The following is a 21,997-nucleotide window of genomic DNA, read 5'->3' as shown; positions in this document are numbered from 1 at the left end:
AGTTTCTTGTTATTTTAATATTAATGCAGCCGCACCAATAAATCCGGCATTGTCTCCCAAGGCTGCAGGCAGCAAAGTAGTATGCCGGGCTGCTGAACGACAAATGAATTTACGAAATAGCCACTCTGCCTTGTCCCAGTATAAATCGGAAGATTTCAGAACAGATCCGCCTATGATGACAATTTCGGGATCGGTAATATTCACTGTCCATGACAAAGCATGAGCTAATGCCTGGGCAAAAGCATCCCATACCTGCAAAGCCATTTTATCACCGGACCGTGCCAGTTCGGCTATACGATAAGCCGGCAACTCCTCCTTTGTATATTCTTTATAAAGACGGGTGACGGCATTGCCGGATACATAATCTTCCAATATCCCTTCTTTATAAGGTGAAGTCCATACTTCTCCAGCACAACCGGAATGCCCACGCCATACTTTTCCTCCATTAATCCAAGCACATCCTATCCCCGTTCCTAAAGTGAAACCCAGGACTGAACCGGCATTCCGACCCGCTCCCCATAATGCCTCTGCATAAATCAGCGCATTGGCATCATTATCAAGGATCACCCGCAACGGAAATGCTTGTTCAACGGTGTCTTTCAACGGAAAATAGTTCAAAGTGGGAAGATTCTCAACATCCAGCAGTATACCTTTACCTATATCGAGAGGTCCGGTACACCCGATACCAATGCCCTGAATATCGTAATCCGCAGCATCAGCCAGAATATTTTTCAACAGAGAAAACAAATTGGCAATAATTACTTCGCCGGGTTCTTTCGGATTAGTTGCAATAGTACGGGGAGAAGCATAAACCAATCCCTCTCCGCCAACAATACCCGCACTGATCTTTGTGCCTCCGATATCGACTCCTATGGCTACCTTTCTTCGTCCCATCATTATTCTATTGAAGTCACTTTAGCACCATGTGTAAAACTGCCGGGCACTAGTTCCATTTCTTCCGCCCAAGCATTCACTATCAGCTGAACAGGAACAATGGACGGAATTGCAAACAAATCAGGGTCTCCGCAATGAACATTGATTTCCAGCAAATTCACACTTTCAATGCCGGAGGAGATATCCGACACCAGGATCACTTTACCATTAAAAGACAGAACATCAGCCATAAGCCTGATGCTCTGCCGATAAACACCGGACCGTGAATGCGCATAAATGATACAGATAAAGCCAGGGCCTACCATCTCTAGTGGGCCGTGGCGAAACTCACCGCCCAACAAAGCTGAAGCCGGAGTCTTGGTAGCCTCCATAAACATCAGGGCGGTTTGGGCAGCGCTTGCAAAAACCGTACCCCTGCCTATCACTTGAACAAACGGATGCCCACTTAAAAAAGCGACCGAACGGGATAAATAAATCCCCCCTTTCTCAAGCTGAAGACCGACTTCCCGAACGACACTATCTAAAAGAGCATTATCCACCCTGCGACCATCCAATGCTCCTGCAAGCAGATACACTACCAGATAGGTGGTGATAAATGTCTTCGTAGATGTCATTTCCTCCCTCCCAGCCTTACATAGCAGACTGAGAGTAGCCATCGCCGCTAAAGAACTTCCAGACTCATTTGTGACCCCAACCACTGTCAACCGTGAATGATGCCGTTCACCAAGTTGTTTAAGCAGTTCAATCACCTCATAGCTCTCGCCTGACTGTGAGATGGCAACCAATAAAGTGCGCTCTGTCAGAACTGAAGACTGAAAATGCAATAGCTCCCCGGCATTGATAGCAAAAGCGGGTATATTATAAGCGGTCATCATGGTCGCGGCAGCTTGCGATACAAAATAAGAACTTCCCATACCGGTAAGTACTATTTTGTCATAGTCACCGGTTGTCCACAGAGTACAGACAGCATCCAAACGCTCCTTTCCTTCTCTTGAATGATAATAGCCAAGAGTACGTTCCAACATTTCCGGTTGTTCTTGTATTTCTTTGATGAACTGATTCATAAAAAATATTTGTTTTTTATTGATTAAACACTACCAATTCCGCTAATGAGCTATTTTATTGCATCAGCAATAGGTCATTTTCCTTCAATATACCTCTTATAACCTTCATAAGTGTCCGTTCCCGGCTTAAAGGTAGCCCAACTGAAATTCGTAATATGATCGGTAAACATTCCGGCAACCCTTAATTGTTCTTCCAACTCTGACCAAGGCTTGGTACGCATTGTAATCTTCGGACACCAGCATTCCTTAAACGACTCGATGTCTACCCCGAAAATCACTCCGTTGGCATCGCAAGCTTTCTTTATTTCGGCAAACCAATTGGGCAGATCCACATCAAAGTCCACCAGACAACGTCCGCCTATGTCCTGAAGATAAAGAACATCAATATCGGGTGTTTGGGCAAATATCTTACCGAACCACTCCCCACAAAGATCGGCCGGCATGCCACGCCACAAGGCAGGAGCGATGCAGACTTCCTTGGGAGATTTCGACTTTATATAAGCCGCCACCGTCTGCAAATAGTTGGCCAGCATGGAGAGTGAAGGTTCTTGCTGCCACCCCACGGGATAGGAGCCATCGTGAAACTCTTCCGTTATATACCAACCATCCAGGCAGGGATGATTTCCCCAAAGGGCAAACAGTTCATCAAAGACCTGCTTGTTCCGCTCTACGAGGAAGTCGTATTGCTCGGGGCTTGCAGTGTCTTTTTTGCTATAATCACCGGGATAAAGCCCTACGATAAGCTTCATTCCATTCTGCTTGGCAGCCTCGAACATCCGGTTCATGATATCATATTGTTTCGTGACCCAAGGAAGTTTTGTTGGAACATAAAAAGAAGTTTTTTCTTCTGCACGGTCATTGAACCCCTCGGCATACTGTATAATCCAGGTATCAATGCCCACCTCTTGGCTTGCTTTAAACTCCTTATCCCAATCGGTGTTTTCATATACCCCGTTCAATTGAATAAACACACTGGAAAACTTTGGAGTCCCTTTGAACTCGGGAGCATAAGAAGTCAACTGCTCCAGATTGTCAATGCAGAACGAACCGGTACACATTACACCCTCATCATTGGTCACTTCTATCCGATACCCCTCAAAGCGGTTCAGCATCAGTTTATTATCCCCCATATCATGTCCCTTGACAAAAGTAAAGGCTTCGTATGGCATCACCACCCGAGTCCACTCTTCTTGAGTCAACACCTCTTTGTCCACATATTCAAAGAATTGCCAGCGCCCTTTGTCGTGCAGTGTCCCCTGGGTGAACATGCCTGCATCTTGAATTATCATAAAACGGAATGTACCCTTGTTGTTCTTATTACCCTTCACCCAAATGGAAAGTCCCAGAGGATGAAAAGATAAATCACTGCGGTAGTCTCCACCACTTTGCTGGATATACACCGATTCCGCTTCGGAAGAATTGCCGGAAAAAGAGTATCTGATTTCAAAACTTCCTGCACCTTCTACACAGTCATCACTGACAAAACGGTCTATCGAACTTTTAGGCGAGGCAGGAGTTACCTTCATATCATACACCACACAATTCATCTCATCATAAGCGTTCAATGTCTTCACAGCACGAGCTTCTGTCAAGATATCCTCGCTTGTGGGGAGCTGCTTATTGCTGCAAGCTGCCATACATAGCAACAAAGAAGACAAGGTTGCCAGAATCATTCTTTTTTTCATGGCTGTCATTTCGTTGTATAGGTTATAATTTCGGTAATCCATATCTTTCCGCCGGACACGGGATTTTTCCATTTAAAAGTCACTGCGTGCTTACCCACCGGACAGTCGTAGCAGAAGAACAACTCGCACTTCCGGTGATTGAGTTCCTGAGGCAAAGCAGTGGTCTCATGCAATTTCCCATCTATATACACCTCCATTTCGGCCGTATAGTCTGTCGGAAGAGCACCTGCGACGTACCCCTTCACCACCAGACCTGTGCCTACGAAAGTGAATGGATTCACCTCATCTATCGATTTTTCAACAGTAAGTTTGCCACTAACTTTCAGGTCCTCAAAGGCCACTTCCAACGCAACAGGACGAATATCCTCCCGCTTGATTTCAAAAGCATTCCCTATTTTCGCATTTCCATGCTTCCGGAGCATATCACAAGCATGTTTATAAGTCATTTCGTAAGCCTTGTTCAGACTTATGTCTGTATGAGAAAAAGGCCGGTCTTCCACCTCATACAAAGTCCCTTTCCAGTATTCGGGAATGTTGCTGTAACCTATCATGGTTCCCAATATACCTGCTGCCGATGCCGGGTTGCAGTCAGAATCCTGCCCAGCACGGGTAGAGATATCAATGGTTTTTGTAAAATCACCCTCTCCATAGAGCAATCCTAAAAGGATGTAGGCCCCGTTGATTTTCGTACCGATATTAAAAGAATTGTGGATGCCTTCGGGACAACTGATTTCTTCGCTCCACTTGTTCTGCAGTTCAAACCAAGTACGCTTCCAGTCATTGGGATATTTCTTGTGCCAACGAATGACATCGGACATGCACTTGTGAAAATCGCTTTCCTCCGGTATGATTTTAAGGGCTTCTTCCACAATATACTCCATATCATCACTGACATAGGCCAAAGAATACATGGCTGCAACATACACCCCCCCGTACCAACCTTCGCCATAAGACATGATGTGACCTACCTTATCGCAAATTTCAGCCGCTTGATTGGGCATCCCAGGCGACATAATTCCGGCAAAATCAGCCTCAATCTGGAAATCGATACAATGGGCATGAGGGTTGTTCTTCCAATGCCCGCTCTGAGGAGCTTTCATTCCTTGCAGCAGGTTATAGCGCGCTACCTGATTGGCATGCCACAAGGGATATTCCGTTCGCTTAAAGGCAACGGCAAACGAATCCACCGGAGCATCCAAACCGCATCTTTCAAAGACTTCGACAAATGTCAAATCTACATAGACATCATCATAAAGTCCCGGAAAGCTATCGTACCATTTTTTCACCATGTGTTCATTCCAAGGAATGGGAATATAATCCTGAATAATAGTTCCCAGGAATTTGAATTCGGTGGGACCACCATAACTGCACCCTAACGTTTGCCCGGCCCAAGCACCTTTCACCTTATCCTTCAGCACTTGCTCTGACAAAATTCTCTTTTCGTTCTTTTTAAAAGCAGCTTTTACTTCAAAGGTACCAAACAGAACCAATAAAGTCAAGAGAAACACTTTTTTCATTCACACTTCTTTTGATAATGATTATACCATTCTGTATATTGCTCATATAATTTTATAGAATCCGGATGCCCTGCCACAATATCTGTATCAGGTTTGTTCATAATGCCCAAATATTGATAGCAGAGCACCTTATCCACATAAGGGGACACAGCTTCCAGCTGCCTGATAATGCGTTTGCCAAAATCAGCAGGAAGCAAATTACCACCGGTTCCATCCTCAAAATAAAACAATTCGACATCTGCCCACAAACGAGCCCTGCAAGCTTTTTCATGCGCCTTATACAATATTTCATAGAACTTGGCCGAGTCTTCCAATGAAGTATGGTTCACTCCCACCCCGTCCTGATAGGCTATGATATCAATATTCATCTTCTCCAACTGACGAACAAAATGATCATCAAAACGGGCTTCCTTGATAAAATAAGGGGCTATCAGGTTCACACAATTGGGCGTCAGGCGTTGGGCAAATGCCGCAGTCTCATTGACATAGTTCACACAAGCATCCACAAAATAAGGTTGCAGCATGGCTTCATTCGGAAAATACCACCCATAAAAACACGCATGATGACTGTACCTCTCAGCTATCTCTTCCATCGCCTGGAAACGAACTGTCTGTACTCCCTTGTCCAACATCATGTTGTAAGCATCTAAATCGCCCCAAAAATCATTGCTGACAAAAAATTTGATACCACATTCATCTGCCGCAGAAAGGACAGCTTCCAGCGGGTCATCACACCCCATTGGAATCCGAGGAGCAATTTTAGAAGGATAGAAGGGTTTGCCGGCACGAGCCACTCCCATCAAAACCAAATACTCCATACCGACCTCACGGATTTCAAACACCTTCCTGCGCCATTGGTCGGCAGTAAAATGGGCCAATGCTTCATTCCAATACCCGCCTTCGGCTGCCGAATGTTGAAATTCAAACCAAGAGCCCGAAATAGGCTTGGTCTTCTTGTCCGAACACAATGTGGTGGCGGCAGCAGGAACTGCATGCATAGCTTCGGGTATGGTCACAGCCACACTTCCCAAGCCTAAATATCTTATAAAATCACGTCTTCTCATCTCTTGTTCTTTTTTTCTGTTTTACTCAATAATTTTATCAGCCAATTCCCACCCCATGAGGGTCGAGATATAAGGAATTATCCACATAGCCATTTTCCTATGTCCACTGTATCCGGGATGCCAGGCTGCACCCAAATCTGTTGTCCTGTTATAAAGTCCTTCATCCAGCCTCAGCAGAAAGAGTTTCGGATCATTCAATTCAGACACTATTGTTTCATAATAACTGAACACCGGAGCCTGCATAGCAACCGGATAAAGGCAGAGAATAGGAATATTCCCATAATGCTCGCGCAACTGTGCTATTATCTGCATATAAGCTTTTACAAACTCTCTCTTGTAAGGATGCGGTTCTGTAGAAAAATCGTTCGAGCCTAAATTTATAACCACCAAATCCGGTCGATAGCCCGTGAAATTCCATTTAACAGTAAGGTCTTCATCAAGAGTATTTAGCATTCGGTCTTTCATCGTTACTTTCGACACCCTCACCGAATCACCGTAGTTACGGGCTACTCCTCTGCCCGAATGGGCAACCAACGTATAATCGGCATCATAATAGCGGGCTACCATGGCTGCAAAGGCATGATTACAGTTTTCCGTTTCCACCCCAAAAGGCTCATCACGGTGCCTACCATCCACCCCATACCCACAAGTAAGCGAGTTGCCGATAAACTCAATATGACGGGTACGCACAGTAGGACTTGCCTGCAACTGTCCCGAAGCAGAGAGCACAAATCGGTGGATGGTTGTCTTTCCAAACTCTCCCTCAGAACGTTTTTGCATCCTCAAGCTATGAAGACGCTTATCTATCCCCGACACCACATTAATTAGAGTATCTGTCCCGCACACCTTTACAACCCGGTGCAGTTCATCATCCACAAACACATTGTAGTAGCTTGTTCCGGTTTCAGAGACTATCAAAGAGAGTCTTCCGCCCGTAAAACGAGTCTCCCAATAGGTGCCCACCCAATCGAAAGATACCGACCCGTCCGAGGAAACCAGCGTTCTGCCAACATATCTCACGGCCGGATCATTCCCTTTGAAAACCTTGCCACAACTCTTAGCAGCAAGCTCCGACAGGCAACACATCTCTATTAGGATAAACAGGTATAGATAACAGCGCTTCATCACTTTCTTTTTATTTACGTGTTTTATTCCTATATTTCAGTTCTTTCAAATATCTCATATACCCATTGAACAAGTTGATTGTACGCGCTTCGCCCACACGGATAGACATCTCCGGATCGTTGAAAACACCGGGGAACTGATAGCAAAGGATCTTCTCGAAATTGTCAAACAGATTCAAATCATGAATAATCTGCTCTATAGGACGGGGATACAAAGAATTGTCCGGATTGAATAGAAAAGCCTCAAGATCGAACCACAAGTGCGCATTCGCCTCATCGCAAACCTTCTGCAACAAATCGGCAGCCTCTTTGCCGCTTATATCGGTTGCCGGCATACGTGCAAAGCCGAATGGACAAAGAATATCCAGATATTTCAATAATTCCGGATAAGTATCCATCCCAACAGGGACATCAAAACTATTAGTGGCAAGCATTATGGGTTTCTCAGGAGCTAAAGCACTACAAAACTCCTTAAATTCCTTGAAGAAATGTACTATTTCAACTTTTCTTTCCTTACTGCGTTGTGGATCTGGTTCCCAGTTATTTAGGCCCCCACCACTTTCTTCGGATACATAGAAAGCATAAAAAGACTCATGATGCCCATACATATCCCACAGTTCTTTGGCAACCCGTTTGTGCCATTCCAAGGACTCGGGGGTAAAGTCGAACCAAGCGAACATACCAACCCCCATCAATACTTGCATTCCTTGCTTATCCGCTTCCGAGAGAATGGCTTCGATAGGATCTTCAGCTGCAATGTCCATACGGCCGGGATATAATTTAGAAGGATAGAAAGCCTTCCCCGGATAATCCTCAACGGTAGTAGAACTTCCGATATAAGCTTGATGGCGAAATACTTCCTGAATTACCACCATATCCATCTCAATCTTGTGCATGGAACGAATCATCTCTCTCCAATGGTTATCGGTCATCTTTTTGATATCTTGATTCCAGTGCTTACCTTCCTCTTCACTCCAATGATAGATTCCGGTCCAAGCACCTGAAATCTGCTGAATGGAACGAATGTCCGATTGAATTACTTCTATTTCTTTTGTCTTACGATATACTCTTTTGCCATCAGACACCTTCAAAATCACCTTATGCTTGCCCACTTTATCTTTCATGGGAATCATAATCTTCACAACATCCGATTTACTTGATGATATTTTCAAAGTTGTATCACACAATAAAGCAGATTTTTTCTCTTTATCCCAAAAAAGGGAAACTTGATAAGTTTGCAGAGAATTACCCCTATTCACAATTCCTCCACGTATATCCAAATTTATCTTATTTGAAATTTTGCCGGGAGGTATCAATGTTAAACCCACTTTCTCATTAGAGTACATATTCACAGTACAAAACAGAGAAAAAAGAAACAATAATAAATATTTCATAATAACCTTTTTTGAAAGTATAATTTCTATTAATAGAAGCTGTTGGGAAAAGTGACAAAAGATTCCATCTCATTATTAGCTACGCGAATATAAGTATCAAACCTACGTTCACCTTCATGCAAAACAATGACACGAGCTCCATTAGAAGACAAATCATTATAAACAGTTTTTCCACCTGTATAACGACCATAAGCCAACAACACTTCTTTATATGCTACTGCATAATCATTATCATGATCATGTCCAACGAAGATACCCATCACATCACCACACTCCTTAACTGAAGTGAAAAAGCCAGAATTGGTAGTTGGACAACATACCATTTCTCCCTTACAACCAAACAAACGGTTTTTATCTTCCAGTAATGCATCTTTATATTCTGGGAGAGCAATATGGAAAAAAGCCAATGCAGGCAGAGGTATACCTCCGTTGTTTTCTGCAAACTTCTTACTGTGCTCACGATACCAAGCTATCTGATTAAATTTAATCCAATCATAACCCGGAACTGACTTAATTTGAGTATAAGAATGAGAATCAATGCAATACAGTAATGCCGCATCTTTATTCTTATCTTTTGAAGATTTCACAGTCAGCACATAATCCGGAACCACCTCACTTATACGGGTAGGCATTAGACTGCCTTTCTTCTTCGCAATATAGTCATAGAGTTCCGGACGGGTATGATCGTATTCGTCGTCATGATTACCAAATACGACAGCAAAAGGAATATTACGTTTGATACAAACGTCCAACACTATATCCAACCCTTTAAAAGATTCGTTAGAAACCACAACATCTCCCGTGAATATTACAAATTCGGGCTTCTCTATATCCAAGACCTCATTCATACGATCCAGTGCTACCTGAGAATTGACCTGATCATCATATTTATAATGGACATCCGTAAACTGTACTATTTTAAATGTTCTATTCTGATTGAATTTCAATGTCTCTTTTTGTCCCCATACTGTAAAAATATTCAATAAAGCCATAAGGGAAAAAAGTACTTTCTTACATGTCATAATCTAAGTCCGATAAACTAATTAATAAAAACCCAAAAAACAAAAATAGGCGGGATTATCACTCTTAAGACGAATTCCCGCCTATCAATCACCAGCTACATGTTACTTCTTATTGGCGATACCAAGTCATCTTATACATGCGTATTGTTGTTTGGGATGTATCACCACCAATCACACAAGTTGCAATATAAATATCATATCCAGTATCTGTAGGCACAATGGCAGTAGTCAAATCACCCCAAGAGTTATAACTTGTAGCATAAGGAGACCATTCACCCCTAAATAAACAGAACTTATCATAACCTGCATCATCAGGTCCCAATTCCATCTTAGACGGGTCGGTAATATCATAAACACTCAATGTAGAAACGCCACCAGACCAAGTGTCCGCTTGCTGGTCGTTCAACGCTAAATAAGTCTCGTTTTCAATATTGAACACATTAAATCCTAAGATGCGATACTCGTGATTGTCTTGATTCAAAGACGTAATTTCATAAGCCGGAGTAAACATACTAAATTTAGCTTTATAAGCAGCGTCATCGCCGGTAGCGCCAGAATAGCGATTATAAGCAATATAATGCTTAGAATCATCTTCAAGAGTTGCACGTTGTATCATTGGAGCGCTGGTCCAATCGCCACCAGCAGGGCCATAACGAAGTACATTCGGTTTTGCATCAGGAGTTACCAATTGACCATCCTCCAATTTCCAATAATAAATTTCCATATTATGAGGACACATACCATAAATATAAGCTACTCCTTTAGTTACATCCCCCTTCACACTCATGTTATAACCCAAATCATCGGGACATCCTGCATCAGCTGTCCAATTCAATAGATTAATATGTTCTTGAGTCTCCTCTGAATAGTAATAGACCATAAATCCTGCACCATAAACATTTTCACGGTTTGTAATCAAATGACCGGCATCATCTGTACGAGCTCTCATCATAAAGGTACTTGCTGCAGGGATTTCCTTCACAAACTCACCGCTATTTCTATCATACAATTTAATAGGAGCATCGTACTCTTGAATAGCCAAGTAGTTCTGATAGAAAGCCAAACCGGTAGTATTAGATGACATATTCAGTAAAGCGGCATTTTTCTCCCATAATTTAGCATATTTAGTCTTCGGAGGAGTAGGCACTACACGAATCGTGTTATGATGCTTATTTCCCAATGCATCCACTACCGTTATAGGATAAGGATTTGTAAAATCCATCTCACCACCAACCGCAGGAGTAACATAACAATTGTGTTCTACATTCACCATGCAGATAAGACGTGTTAGATCTAACGGGGTTTCATCTGTCGTAGGTACCTTAACAATAATCTCTTCATTTTCTTCATAAGGTCCAGTCTTGGTGGCTGCAAATTTCGATGGATTTCCCGGAATCTGTATGGTAACACTCATCAGTCCGTTCACTTGAGCAGTACGGCCTGTTTCATAATCAGGAGACTCACACGATGCCAATGTAGCCCAACACAAACAAGCGATTACTGATAATTTACTTAATATTTTCATGGTTAATTTTTATTTTCAAGTTAATACATTCAGCAAATAAATTGATTTTTTACTTCCATTCATCAAACTGTTGAACTGCTTCATTCTGTTCTATTTCACCAAGGGGTATAGGGAATCTGGCATAACGTTCTTCCCAAACACGGGTCTTGCCGCCATCAATATCTACAACTTCGTATGTAAATTCATTATCACCGACCTTAATCGGCTTCACTCCATGCATACTTGTACCGTTCAGTACAGTAGATGCCAACCCCCAACGGCGAAGATCCCAAAAACGATGGCCTTCAAAAGCCAGTTCAATCTTTCTCTCATGGCGAAGTAATTTCATGAATTCTGTTTGGGTAGCAGCCGTTAAATCCTTAGTAAAACCAGCTCTTCTCCTGACCTGATTTAAAGCATCTAAAGCCTCCGGCAACTTATCCTGCATCGCCATGGCCTCTGCATAAATTAACAGCACTTCAGCATAACGCATATAATAATAAGTCAAATCTCCCTGACCAGTAAAACTCGTGCCTTTGGGTTGAATGGCTTCTTTCATCAACTTACGCATGTAGTAGCCTGTACTGGTAGTACCTCCTCCCAAGCCAAAACCATCCTTACTACCCTCATAAGTATATAAAGTTTCCCCTTTCCATTGACAACCGTTATACAAGATTGTTGCATAAAAACGCGGCTCACGCCCTTCATAAGGATTAGCAGCCATCTCAGGATTATCCCAATCAAATTCACTACCATCAGCCATTTGATAAGAAGAAACCAAATCTTCTGTAGGAGAAATCTCAGCATAACCACCATCACTTGGCGGACAATAGAAATAATCAAAAGAATAAGTGAACTTATCCTTCAGATATCCGAATTCTATGACACTTTCTTTATTTTCAACCGGCACCAAACGCGAATTGGTAAACAGTTTACCGTAATCTTCATATAGCTCATAATCTTGGTTCATTACCTGAGCTGCTGCATCAGAAGCTTCTTTCCAACGTTCAGCATATAACATAGCACGAGCCAACATACCATAAGCAGCACCACTGCTCAAGCATCCCAATTCCACTTTATCTTTTGTAGGCAAATGTTCGGCGGCAAACCTCAAATCCTCATAAATAAAATCCCAACCTTCTTGAGAAGAACAAAGCGGATGATTTTTCTCACCTAACACAGGAAGTTGTCTATAGATTATATATTGCCCACCATAGCATTTAGCTAAATTAAAACAAGTTACACCACGGAAAAAGCGGACTTGTGCTTCAGCAAGTGTAGCAATCGAGTCTGAAAAATTAGTTCGATTCTTTTCTAGATTTTCCAAAAAACGAGTCAAAGACAATTGTGAGGAGTGGCTCCCCCCCCAAGTATCAAACATATTACTAGTAGTTGTTATAGGCATCGAACCAAAAACGAATTGATTATAATCAGATACAGGATTATTCTGCTTCAACATATCAGTACAAGCTTCACCTCCAAGTCCATAATAACCACCCACCAATGAATAATAACCATTGATATAAGTAATCAAGTTAGATTCATTCGACCAAATAATATCAGAAGGATATGAAGATGTTAATGTTGGATCAATATCACAACTACCCAATATGAAACAAGTAGAAGTGAATACCGTTAATATTTTCTTTATAGATTTCATCTGATTAAATTTTTAGAAAGTAATGTTTAAACCAAATTCATAAGTACGCTGCTGAGGATAATATCCTTGATTTACTCCAGGCATTTCCGGATCCATATAATCCAGTCCACAAATAGTCAGCAAATTACCACCACTCACATAAGCACGAATAGTTCTAAATCCAGCCTTTTCCGTCAATTTCTTAGGAAGTGTATAACCTAACTGAACTGATTTCAAACGTAAATATGTACCATCTTTTACCCACCAAGAAGAGAATTTTCCACCATTATCGCGAGCCTCAATCCCTAAACGAGGAAATTTTGCATTGGGATTATCAGGACGCCAAGAGCCTTCCACCAAATAATAAGGGGTATTTCCATCAGCATAAAACGGACGGGTATAGAACGTATCGTCACGAATTCCACTATCATAAATACCGCATAAATTCACATCGAACATAGCAGCTCCCTGCCAGAACATACTGAAATCAAATCCCTTCCATTCAGCTCCTAAATTTAATCCAAATACCATTTCCGGAATACTACTACGACCAATGGGTACCATATCTTGATCCCAAGTAATCTTTCCATCACCGTTAATGTCTTTCAATTTAATATCACCTGGTTTTGTATTTGTAGACCCTTCAAACAAAGCGCTGTGAGCTATTTCTTCTTCCGATTGAAATAATCCTTCTGCAACGAATCCCAAATAGCGTCCCATACTTTGCCCTGTAGCACGTTTATAAATCGGCACATTAGCATCTTCTGTAACTTTCAAGATTTTGTTACGAGCCCATGACAAGTTGCCTCGTACATGATAATTAAAATCTCGAATTTTATTATGGTGCGTCAATACCAATTCAAAACCACGATTGTCATGTGAACCATAGTTAATATATCCCGGGAAGTAACTGCCTAAAGAAGGTGGAAATTTCCCAGACTGACCTTCCAGAGAACGAGTGGTCTTCATGTAGAATACATCCAATTCAAGCCCCAATAGGCCATTCCACATATTAGACTCAACACCAATATTATAGGTATCAGTCAATTGCCATTTCAAATCCGGACAAATAGGCCCACTCATACCTATATCTTTCAAAGCATTAGTACCAAATACGACTACGGGGTCAGCAGATAAGGTTGCTGTAGAAAAATAAGTCATAGTGCTCTCAATAGCACGATCACTACCTAAACGTCCTATAGAAGCACGAATCTTTAAATTATCCATAAAAGGAACGGCTTCTTTAAAGAAATCTTCTTGAGAAATTCGCCAACCGACAGAAACGGCAGGGAAAAAGCCCCAACGGTTATGAGCCGGAAGTGCAGTAGAAGCATCCACACGTCCTGTAAACTCAAGCAGATACTTTTCATCATAAGCATAATTAAAACGCATAACATAGCCTGCACGTTTGTCATTACTATGACTGCCCTTGACTAAATTTTCGCTGACTTTCAAACCGTAACTCATATCCATTATATCTGTAATCGGAAAATCCTCCCGTCCAGCAGATATTCCTTCATAATCTTCTCTGGCATATTCATACAAGAACAAACCTGAGACATCGTGCTTACCAAATTTATTAGCATATTCAATGGTAGGTCTTATCGTATAACGCTGCTGGGAACCGTACCAGTGTGAGACAGATGCCATTGAACAGATACGCCCTTTTTCAACATTACCCTGATGTGTCGTTTGATTCCAAGAATAAACATTATACGGTGTCATTGCAGCTTTCCTCATTGAATGACTCTTCAAAAAAGCAGCATCCAATTTTGCTGAAAGCCCCTTGATAGGCAACTTATAACATAAAGAAATATCACCTTGAAACTTAGTAGTCTTACTTGATTGATATCCAGACAAGTCTCTGGCACCTAAAGGGTTATTATTACCATTACCTGCTGTATTTTGACTTGCTATAGGCATACCGTCTTTGGTATAAGGCCTCAAATAAGGATAAGACAACATCGCTTGTTGGAATACTCCCGCATAAGCATTCGGACCAACAGAAGCACCCGGTGAACGCTGGTCATCTACAAACCCAGATAAATTCAAAGAAAAATCAATATTATTAGTTACCTTAGCATCCAAGTTTGAACGGAAATTATACTTATCATAAGATGTGTTTTCGACAATACCTTCCTGATTATAAGCTCCCAAAGAAGCAAAGAACTTGATACGCTCATTACCACCAGAAACAGAAACCGTATTCGTATATGTAGGAGCTACATTTTTAAAAAGCAAATCAAACCAGTCTGTATTACCATAGATCTCTTCATTCTCTCCAGGATTATTTATACGTTCAATATCTTCGGGAGAAAAACGTAAATTCTCCTCAGCTACACCATCCATCAACTGAGCTTTATTATACCAATAGGCATAATCCGGACCATTCAAAAATTTCGGAAAATTAGTATTCTGGCTCAACGTAACGGAAGAATTCAACGTTACAGTCGGTTTTTGTACAGTACCACGTTTTGTCGTTACCAAAATTACACCGGCAGCAGCACGTACGCCATACACGGCAGCAGCTGTGGCATCCTTCAAAATAGTAACTGATTCTACTTCATCTGGAGAAAAAGAGGGAAAATAATCTTGTATCACACCATCCACTACTACCAAAGCGTTACCGTCACCAGCACCTGTACCACGAATATAAAGATTTGAACCATCCTGCCCAGGCTGTCCACTGCTTTGTTTAGCAATCAACCCCGGAATACGTCCAGCTAACATATTAGAAAGTGTCCCGCTTGGAGCCTTCTTCAACTCTTTGTTACCCACTTGAGCAATAGAACCTGTTACACTGATTTTTTTCTGTGTGCCATAGCCTACTACCACCACTTCATCCAACAATTCGGAATCCTCTTTCAAAACCACTTTCAAAAGCTTTCTATCTTTCAGAGCAATCTTTTGAGTAGTATATCCTACATAAGAAAAGGTTAATGACACTTTAGTATTGGGCACAGTAATCGTAAAATGACCATCCACATCTGTCACTGCACCAGTCTTGCGATTCTCTGTAAAAACAGATACACCTATCAACGGATTATCCATCTCGTCGAACACACTACCCTCTACCTTCACTTGGGCACTTGCACCTAAACTTACCAAAGTGAACAACAAGAACAGCCAACAAAAATACTTGTTTTTCATTTTAACTAGAATTTAAAATCGAACAATTGAATTAGTTTTTAATATTGTTTATCCAGAACAATCTCTTCCAAGGTCTTCCAGCATTGATAGAGCCCTCTGGGAACATGGAAACAACCTTTCCACTTGCCACCCTTCAAAGGCAACAGAACTTCACCTCTACGATTCAAATAGCCAAACCATTCCGGATATTCTTGATCCTTGAAATGCGTCCATACATAACCATGTACTTTTTCAAACCACTCCAAACATTTTTCGTCTCCGGTCAACCGATAGCCTTTAAGCAATGAAATCAGCGTCTCTATATGCACCCACCAGAGTTTCTGATCCCACTCCAATTGCTGGGGAGGGAATCCCTTGCGATCCATAAAATAATAGATACCGCCAAATTCATTATCCCAACCATATTCCAACATCTTCAAAGCCGTGTTCTTAGCCTTCATTATCAATTCCGGGCGTTTCAACCGCTTACCCAAATCCATGATAAACCACATGGCTTCAATGGCATGCCCCGGAGTAACCTGACGTCCTTCAAAACAGTCTACCAAACTATTGTCGCCATTCAGGCTCTCAACAATAATTCCTCCAAGTTCCGGACGCAAGAACACCTCCATCACCTCGTGAATGCACGTATCCATTGTTTCTACCAAAAAATCCTCGTCAAGCAAATGCTCAATTTCTAATGCCAAGTTACATAGAATCATAGGCAAAGCAAAGCCTTTAAGATCTCTTGTTCCCGGATGAAGCTTATTCCATTTTCCTTTCGGATTATCAACTTTCGACAAAACAATGTCAAAAGTCTTTTTAGCTATATCTGCATACTCTTGATTTCCGGTGGCCAAACTCAGTTGCCCGAATGCCATCGTTGCAAAAGTGTATGAAAAGATATTATAAGGCTCTACCAACGGATGTCCTGCACGGTCCAATGAAAAATACCAGTTGTAATTCCCATCGTGCCCGTATTTCTTCAAGAACTCACCACCCTGAATGGCACAATCAAGCCACTCCTGACGCTTCTCCACCCTATTGTAAAGCATGGAGAACATCCATACTTCCCGGCCTTGCAGCCAGATAAATTTATCCGTGTCGAAAACATTCCCCTCCCGATCCAGACAAGTAAAATAGCCACCGTATTCGGTGTCTTGGGAATGATTCAACCAAAAAGGAAGAACATTATTCATAAGTTCGTCCTTATACTGATTCGCCAATTTCTTAAAATCCATCATCTTCATTCTTTTTTAAATAGGGCTGGGAACGTTTTTTATCCGACATGCATCTAAACCAGCCCTTTACATTCACATTATTTATCTGTTGTATAAGAAATTACATCTCTTACCCAAATATCTGCTCCTTCAACGGGGTTTACCCATTTACAAGTCACGGTATATTTGCCATAAGACTGTACATAATTAAAGAACAACTCATGCTTACGGTGATTATACTTCAGCGGAAGCTTGCATACCTCAATCAATCTATCATTGAAATACACTTCCAGTTCAGCAACGTAATCTTCGGGCACATTCTCACCTTTCAATTCACCTTTAATGACAGCCCCCACACCTTCAAATTCGAAGGTCGGGAAATTAGCAATCCAATTCTCCACTACCACTTTTTTATCAACTTTCAAGCCTTCGAAGCTAATCTCCAATTGTGCAGGTTCCAGTTCTTGAAAACAGATAGTCACCTCATCGCTTCCAACTTTTCCACCGTTTTTTTCTATCATTTGTAAAGCGTGCCCAAAACTCAATTCACATCCTTTATTAAAGCTCACTGTATTATTGAAAGGAATATCTTCGACTACAGTCAGCTCTTTTCTGAATTTCTCGGGAATGCGATTATACCCAATCATTGTTCCCAAAATTCCCCCAGAAGAAGCCGGATTACAATCTGAATCCTGACCGGCACGTGTAGAAATATCAATCGTCTTCTCAAAGTCACCCTGCCCGTAGAGAAGCCCTAAAATGATATATGCACCGTTCACATAAGTCTCAATATTGAAAGGCATCTCAACCCCATCTGGACAAGCAATATCATTGGATCCCCATTTTTTCTCTATTTCTTCCCAACATTTTTTCCAATCCTCTGGATACTGTTTATGCCAATTTATAACATCAGCCATGCATGCATGAAAACGACTTTCCCGAGGAATAGACCTCAACGCCTCCGTCACAACATACTCAACATCATCGCTCACATAAGCCAAAGAGTACATGGCTGCTACATATACACCACCATACCAGCCATCGCCATACGCCATGATGTGTCCTACACGATCGCAAATTTCAGTAGCACTATTTACCATACCTGGAGCCATGATACCTGCAAAATCCGCTTCAATCTGAAAATCCAGACAATTGGCATGGGGATTATTTTTCCAATGCCCGCTGGCGGGAGGAGTCAAGCCATGAAGAAGATTGTAACGGGCCATCTGATTGGCATGACACAAAGGGTATTCTTTAGCCAAAAAGGCTGTGGCAAAAGAATCGGCCGGAGCATCCAAACCGTATCTTTCAAAAGTCTCCACAAAAGTCAGGTCGACATATACATCGTCATAAAGACCGCCACCACCATCGTACCATTTTTTAATTTCACCCGGTCCCCAAGGCATCACTATCGAATCCGGAATCATAGTAGACAGATAGCGGAACTCTGTAGGACCTCCATACGTACAGCCGATAACCTGACCGGCCCAAGCACCTTTTACTTTATCAAACAGAGCATCTTTTGATAGAGTAAGATTCAAATTCTCGTTTTGAGAACCACCACATGAGCATAAAGTTGCCACCAAACAACCACTCAATAAAATTTTTCTAACTTTCATCATATCTATTATTAAGGTCAATTTTTTATTTTCATCCAATAACGTTCAATCTCTTCCAATGATTTTCCGGTGGTCTCCGGCACCAGTTTCCAAACTATCAGCATGTAGGGAATACACATGGCAGCAAACAGGAAGAATGTTCCGGCGGGGGTAAGATTTTGGAGCATCCAGGGGGTAAGCTGCCCAATCAGGTATGTACCTATCCACAATGCAAAACCGGCAATGGACATGGCCAGCCCACGCACCCGGATTGGATACATTTCGGAAAGCAATACAAACACGACTGCGCAAATGGAAACCGCACAGCAAAACACATAGAACAAAAAGAAAACTAGCAGGAATAGGCTTGAAATGCCCCATGATTCTCCGGCAATAAAATAAAAGCCTATCAATACCAATGAAAGAATCATGCCTGAAACACCGTAATACACCAATTTCTTACGACCCACTTTATCAATAATGGCAAGAGCCAGTACAGTAGTCAGGGTATTGACTAGCCCCACCAACACCTGATAGAACAAGGAATCGCCACCGGAAAGGCCGGCCCCTTCAAAGATGGAAGGACCATAATACAAGACTGCATTCACTCCCATAAACTGTCCGAGGATGGCTATACATACACCGATAATAACGGCTTTCATAATACCCGGCGACAAAAGCAAGGACCACTCTGATTTGGTTTCGGAAGTAAGAACAGACTTCGTTTCGTTCAATTGCACCAACGCTTCTTTGGAAGAGCTGTAAATGTGCTCCAAAATATTGACCGCACGCTCTTCACGATTGCGGACAATCAGCCAACGCGGACTTTCCGGAATAAAGAAGACAATGGCAAAGAACAGCAAAGCAGGCAAAGTCTCCATTCCCAACATTCCTCTCCATACTTCATTCACAAAAATCCAGTTAAACCAGCTATCGGCAGCTCCTGCATGGGTCTCAGCATACATAAGCAACTGATAATTCATTAGATAAGCTCCTAAAAAGCCAATGGTAACCGCTAATTGATAAAGTGATACCAAGCGTCCACGATACTGAGCTACCGACACCTCGGATATATAAAGAGGGGATACAATGGAAACCACACCGATACCTACACCTCCGACAATACGGTAAACCACCAACTGATTGAAATCTGCACATACCGCACAACCGATAGCAGACATGGAAAAGAGTATGGCCGACAGAATCATGGTACGTTTACGACCAAGCTTGTCACTTAAAATACCAGCAAAGAGCACTCCTACAATAGAACCTATCAACGCACAGCCCACATACCACCCTTGCGACATGGTATCTAAATTAAACTGAGCGGTTACCTTGGCAATGGTACCGGAAATGACTGCTGTATCATATCCGAAAAGAAATCCTCCCAAAGCAGCCACAACAGACAAGAAAACTACATAACCAATATTGACCGAAGATTTCATAGTATAAAATTTATCGATTAAATTCAAATTATTCTTTTACAAGTTGCTTATAAACAGTACCGAAGCGATCGGTCACTAGTACTTCTATGCGAGCCTTTTTATCTTTAGGAACAGCCTTAAACAAATGATTGGTAGGAAAAGCATTCACCCAGAGTGCACCCATCTTTTCACGATCGGAAAAAGCTTCTACAGCAGCTGGATCCAAACCTTCACAACGGGTCATCTCACCCATACAAGTACCATTCTCGAACCACTCTACCTTCCACTGCTCATCCCAATTCCAGACATTGGCCAGCACTTCTTCGGGAAACTCTTTCGAACTACCCGGAGCATAAGCCTGAAACTGGTATTCCAGCGGATAATCTACCGCTTTGTAGTGCCACTTCACCTGATTACCATCTACCTCATAAAGTCCAAAGCCTTGGGGGGTACCGTCAGAACAAAGCATGGATTTCCAAAAACCTGCACATACAGCAGCTGTATTGTGTTCCATTAACCGGTCGTTGAACACCACGTTACCGTTCACATGGGTATGTCCGGTAATGAGGTGTGCCTCATGGTCTTTCAGCAAATCATACAGACTATTGGCATTGCTTGTCTCGTCGGGTAGCAAGGCATTGAACTTGATGTCCTTGGTAGTGCTGGAAGGAATATGCATCATTACAAATACCAGATGATCTTTCGGCACCAAAGCCAAATCTTTCTCTATCCATTGCAGTGTACGTTCATCAATGTAACCTATATAACGATAATCCCTATTGATATAAAAACAATTGTCTAGTATAATATAATGTGCCTTTCCACGATTGAAAGAATAATAAATGGGACCAAAATAGTCCTCATAGGTCTTGTATGAATGTTCAAAAGAACGTACACCCATTTCCATATCATGATTTCCTATGATACGGTAAACAGGCAATCCCAGACCGCCAGACACTTGAATGTAATCTGGGTATAAACCAGGAGTATTACCCACAATGTCACCACAATCCAACACGAAGGCATCACGCTCCTTGGCATACTTTTCCATAAAGGCTCGTGCCTTACCTACATAAGAACGATAACTGTCTAAATGCTCCTGACAGCTGACTTGCACATCAGTCTGTACCATAAACACATGCTTCATATCATCTTTCAGATTCCTCTTCAATTCAAAATCATACTTTAAACGGCCTTTCTTAAGCGGGAAAAAGAAAGCGATATGCCCACCACCCTCTTGCGGCAGATAACCTGCAGGCGTGGAAAGATATACAAACCGAGCATCCCGGTTGCGCGGCAACTCATAACGGCCCTGAGCATCAGTCAGCACCACGTCAAAACCATCTGTCACCACAACACCAGCAAGCCCTTTGCCTTTACAGGTCACCACGCCTTCAACGGGATCTGGATAAATTGCAGCCTGCATGATTGAGACAACCAAGAACAGACAACAACTGCAAAACAATCTGAGCATAAAATTCATAATCACTTAATATTGAAATATTCCTTATACCTATTATACAAGTGTCCTGCCTGCAAATATGCTGATTGGGGACTCATAAAATGAGAAAACTCAAAAGTGATGGCCTTGTCATAACCGGCTCGCTTGGCAGCCTCCAGCTTCATCCGTAACTTGTCAAACTTAATAGGCAAAAAGTCGATGGGCATGTCACGATCAAAGGTTTCAGCGTTTGTCCAACATTTCATGCCATACTTATC

The 21,997-nt window shown here is 42.0% G+C and carries 16 protein-coding genes; all 16 read right to left on the bottom strand.

Features of this window, described 5'->3' with window-relative positions:
- Window positions 1-9: 9 nt before the first annotated feature.
- Window positions 10-897, bottom strand: coding sequence for an ROK family protein (locus tag DWY57_RS05695; protein WP_227186983.1), 888 nt, complete (start codon window positions 895-897; stop codon window positions 10-12).
- Window positions 897-1,958, bottom strand: a complete 1,062-nt coding sequence (locus tag DWY57_RS05690) for an SIS domain-containing protein (RefSeq protein WP_035447300.1) — start codon at window positions 1,956-1,958, stop codon at window positions 897-899. Before DWY57_RS05690 ends, DWY57_RS05695 begins: the two co-directional genes overlap by 1 nt.
- 74 nt (window positions 1,959-2,032) lie before the next feature.
- Complete coding sequence (locus DWY57_RS05685) at window positions 2,033-3,643, bottom strand: DUF4434 domain-containing protein (RefSeq protein ID WP_117601565.1); 1,611 nt, start codon at window positions 3,641-3,643, stop codon at window positions 2,033-2,035.
- Window positions 3,644-3,648: 5 nt separating this feature from the next.
- Window positions 3,649-5,160 (bottom strand): ADP-ribosylglycohydrolase family protein, encoded by a 1,512-nt coding sequence (locus DWY57_RS05680; protein ID WP_057281453.1) that lies wholly within the window; start codon window positions 5,158-5,160, stop codon window positions 3,649-3,651.
- Window positions 5,157-6,224 carry a DUF4434 domain-containing protein gene (locus tag DWY57_RS05675; protein WP_035447304.1) on the bottom strand — a complete coding sequence of 356 codons (1,068 nt, stop codon included), beginning with the start codon at window positions 6,222-6,224 and terminating at the stop codon, window positions 5,157-5,159. Before DWY57_RS05675 ends, DWY57_RS05680 begins: the two co-directional genes overlap by 4 nt.
- 21 nt (window positions 6,225-6,245) lie before the next feature.
- A complete protein-coding gene (locus DWY57_RS05670) occupies window positions 6,246-7,349 on the bottom strand; it encodes an SGNH/GDSL hydrolase family protein (RefSeq protein WP_035447306.1) in 1,104 nt (367 codons plus the stop codon).
- Between the two features lie 10 nt (window positions 7,350-7,359).
- A complete protein-coding gene (locus DWY57_RS05665) occupies window positions 7,360-8,481 on the bottom strand; it encodes a DUF4434 domain-containing protein (RefSeq protein ID WP_310591120.1) in 1,122 nt (373 codons plus the stop codon).
- Window positions 8,482-8,771: 290 nt separating this feature from the next.
- Window positions 8,772-9,734 (bottom strand): metallophosphoesterase family protein, encoded by a 963-nt coding sequence (locus DWY57_RS05660; RefSeq protein ID WP_035447308.1) that lies wholly within the window; start codon window positions 9,732-9,734, stop codon window positions 8,772-8,774.
- Window positions 9,735-9,873: 139 nt separating this feature from the next.
- The gene (locus DWY57_RS05655; RefSeq protein ID WP_119961458.1) at window positions 9,874-11,289 is read right to left on the bottom strand and encodes a DUF5018 domain-containing protein; all 1,416 of its coding nucleotides are present in this window, start codon (window positions 11,287-11,289) and stop codon (window positions 9,874-9,876) included.
- A 49-nt stretch (window positions 11,290-11,338) separates the two neighbouring features.
- Window positions 11,339-12,928 carry a RagB/SusD family nutrient uptake outer membrane protein gene (locus DWY57_RS05650; RefSeq protein ID WP_035447312.1) on the bottom strand — a complete coding sequence of 530 codons (1,590 nt, stop codon included), beginning with the start codon at window positions 12,926-12,928 and terminating at the stop codon, window positions 11,339-11,341.
- A gap of 12 nt (window positions 12,929-12,940) precedes the next feature.
- Window positions 12,941-16,057 carry a TonB-dependent receptor gene (locus DWY57_RS05645; RefSeq protein WP_035447314.1) on the bottom strand — a complete coding sequence of 1,039 codons (3,117 nt, stop codon included), beginning with the start codon at window positions 16,055-16,057 and terminating at the stop codon, window positions 12,941-12,943.
- A 38-nt stretch (window positions 16,058-16,095) separates the two neighbouring features.
- Entirely contained in the window at window positions 16,096-17,277 is a 1,182-nt protein-coding gene (locus DWY57_RS05640) for an AGE family epimerase/isomerase (protein ID WP_035447799.1), read from the bottom strand.
- Between the two features lie 77 nt (window positions 17,278-17,354).
- On the bottom strand, window positions 17,355-18,875 hold the full coding sequence (locus DWY57_RS05635) for an ADP-ribosylglycohydrolase family protein (RefSeq protein ID WP_035447801.1): 1,521 nt from the start codon (window positions 18,873-18,875) through the stop codon (window positions 17,355-17,357).
- Window positions 18,876-18,892: 17 nt separating this feature from the next.
- On the bottom strand, window positions 18,893-20,299 hold the full coding sequence (locus DWY57_RS05630; protein ID WP_035447316.1) for a sugar porter family MFS transporter: 1,407 nt from the start codon (window positions 20,297-20,299) through the stop codon (window positions 18,893-18,895).
- 28 nt (window positions 20,300-20,327) lie between these two features.
- The gene (locus tag DWY57_RS05625; protein WP_178610878.1) at window positions 20,328-21,752 is read right to left on the bottom strand and encodes a calcineurin-like phosphoesterase C-terminal domain-containing protein; all 1,425 of its coding nucleotides are present in this window, start codon (window positions 21,750-21,752) and stop codon (window positions 20,328-20,330) included.
- Window positions 21,753-21,763: 11 nt separating this feature from the next.
- Window positions 21,764-21,997 (bottom strand): DUF4434 domain-containing protein (locus tag DWY57_RS05620; protein WP_119961457.1); only part of this gene is annotated, 234 nt, incomplete at its 5' end.

This window comes from Bacteroides sp. AF25-5LB, from assembly GCF_003602965.1.
In the GTDB taxonomy this organism is placed as follows: domain Bacteria; phylum Bacteroidota; class Bacteroidia; order Bacteroidales; family Bacteroidaceae; genus Bacteroides; species Bacteroides uniformis.
The sequence above is the reverse complement of the archived record's forward strand: the minus strand, read 5'-3'. Positions and strand labels throughout refer to the sequence as shown.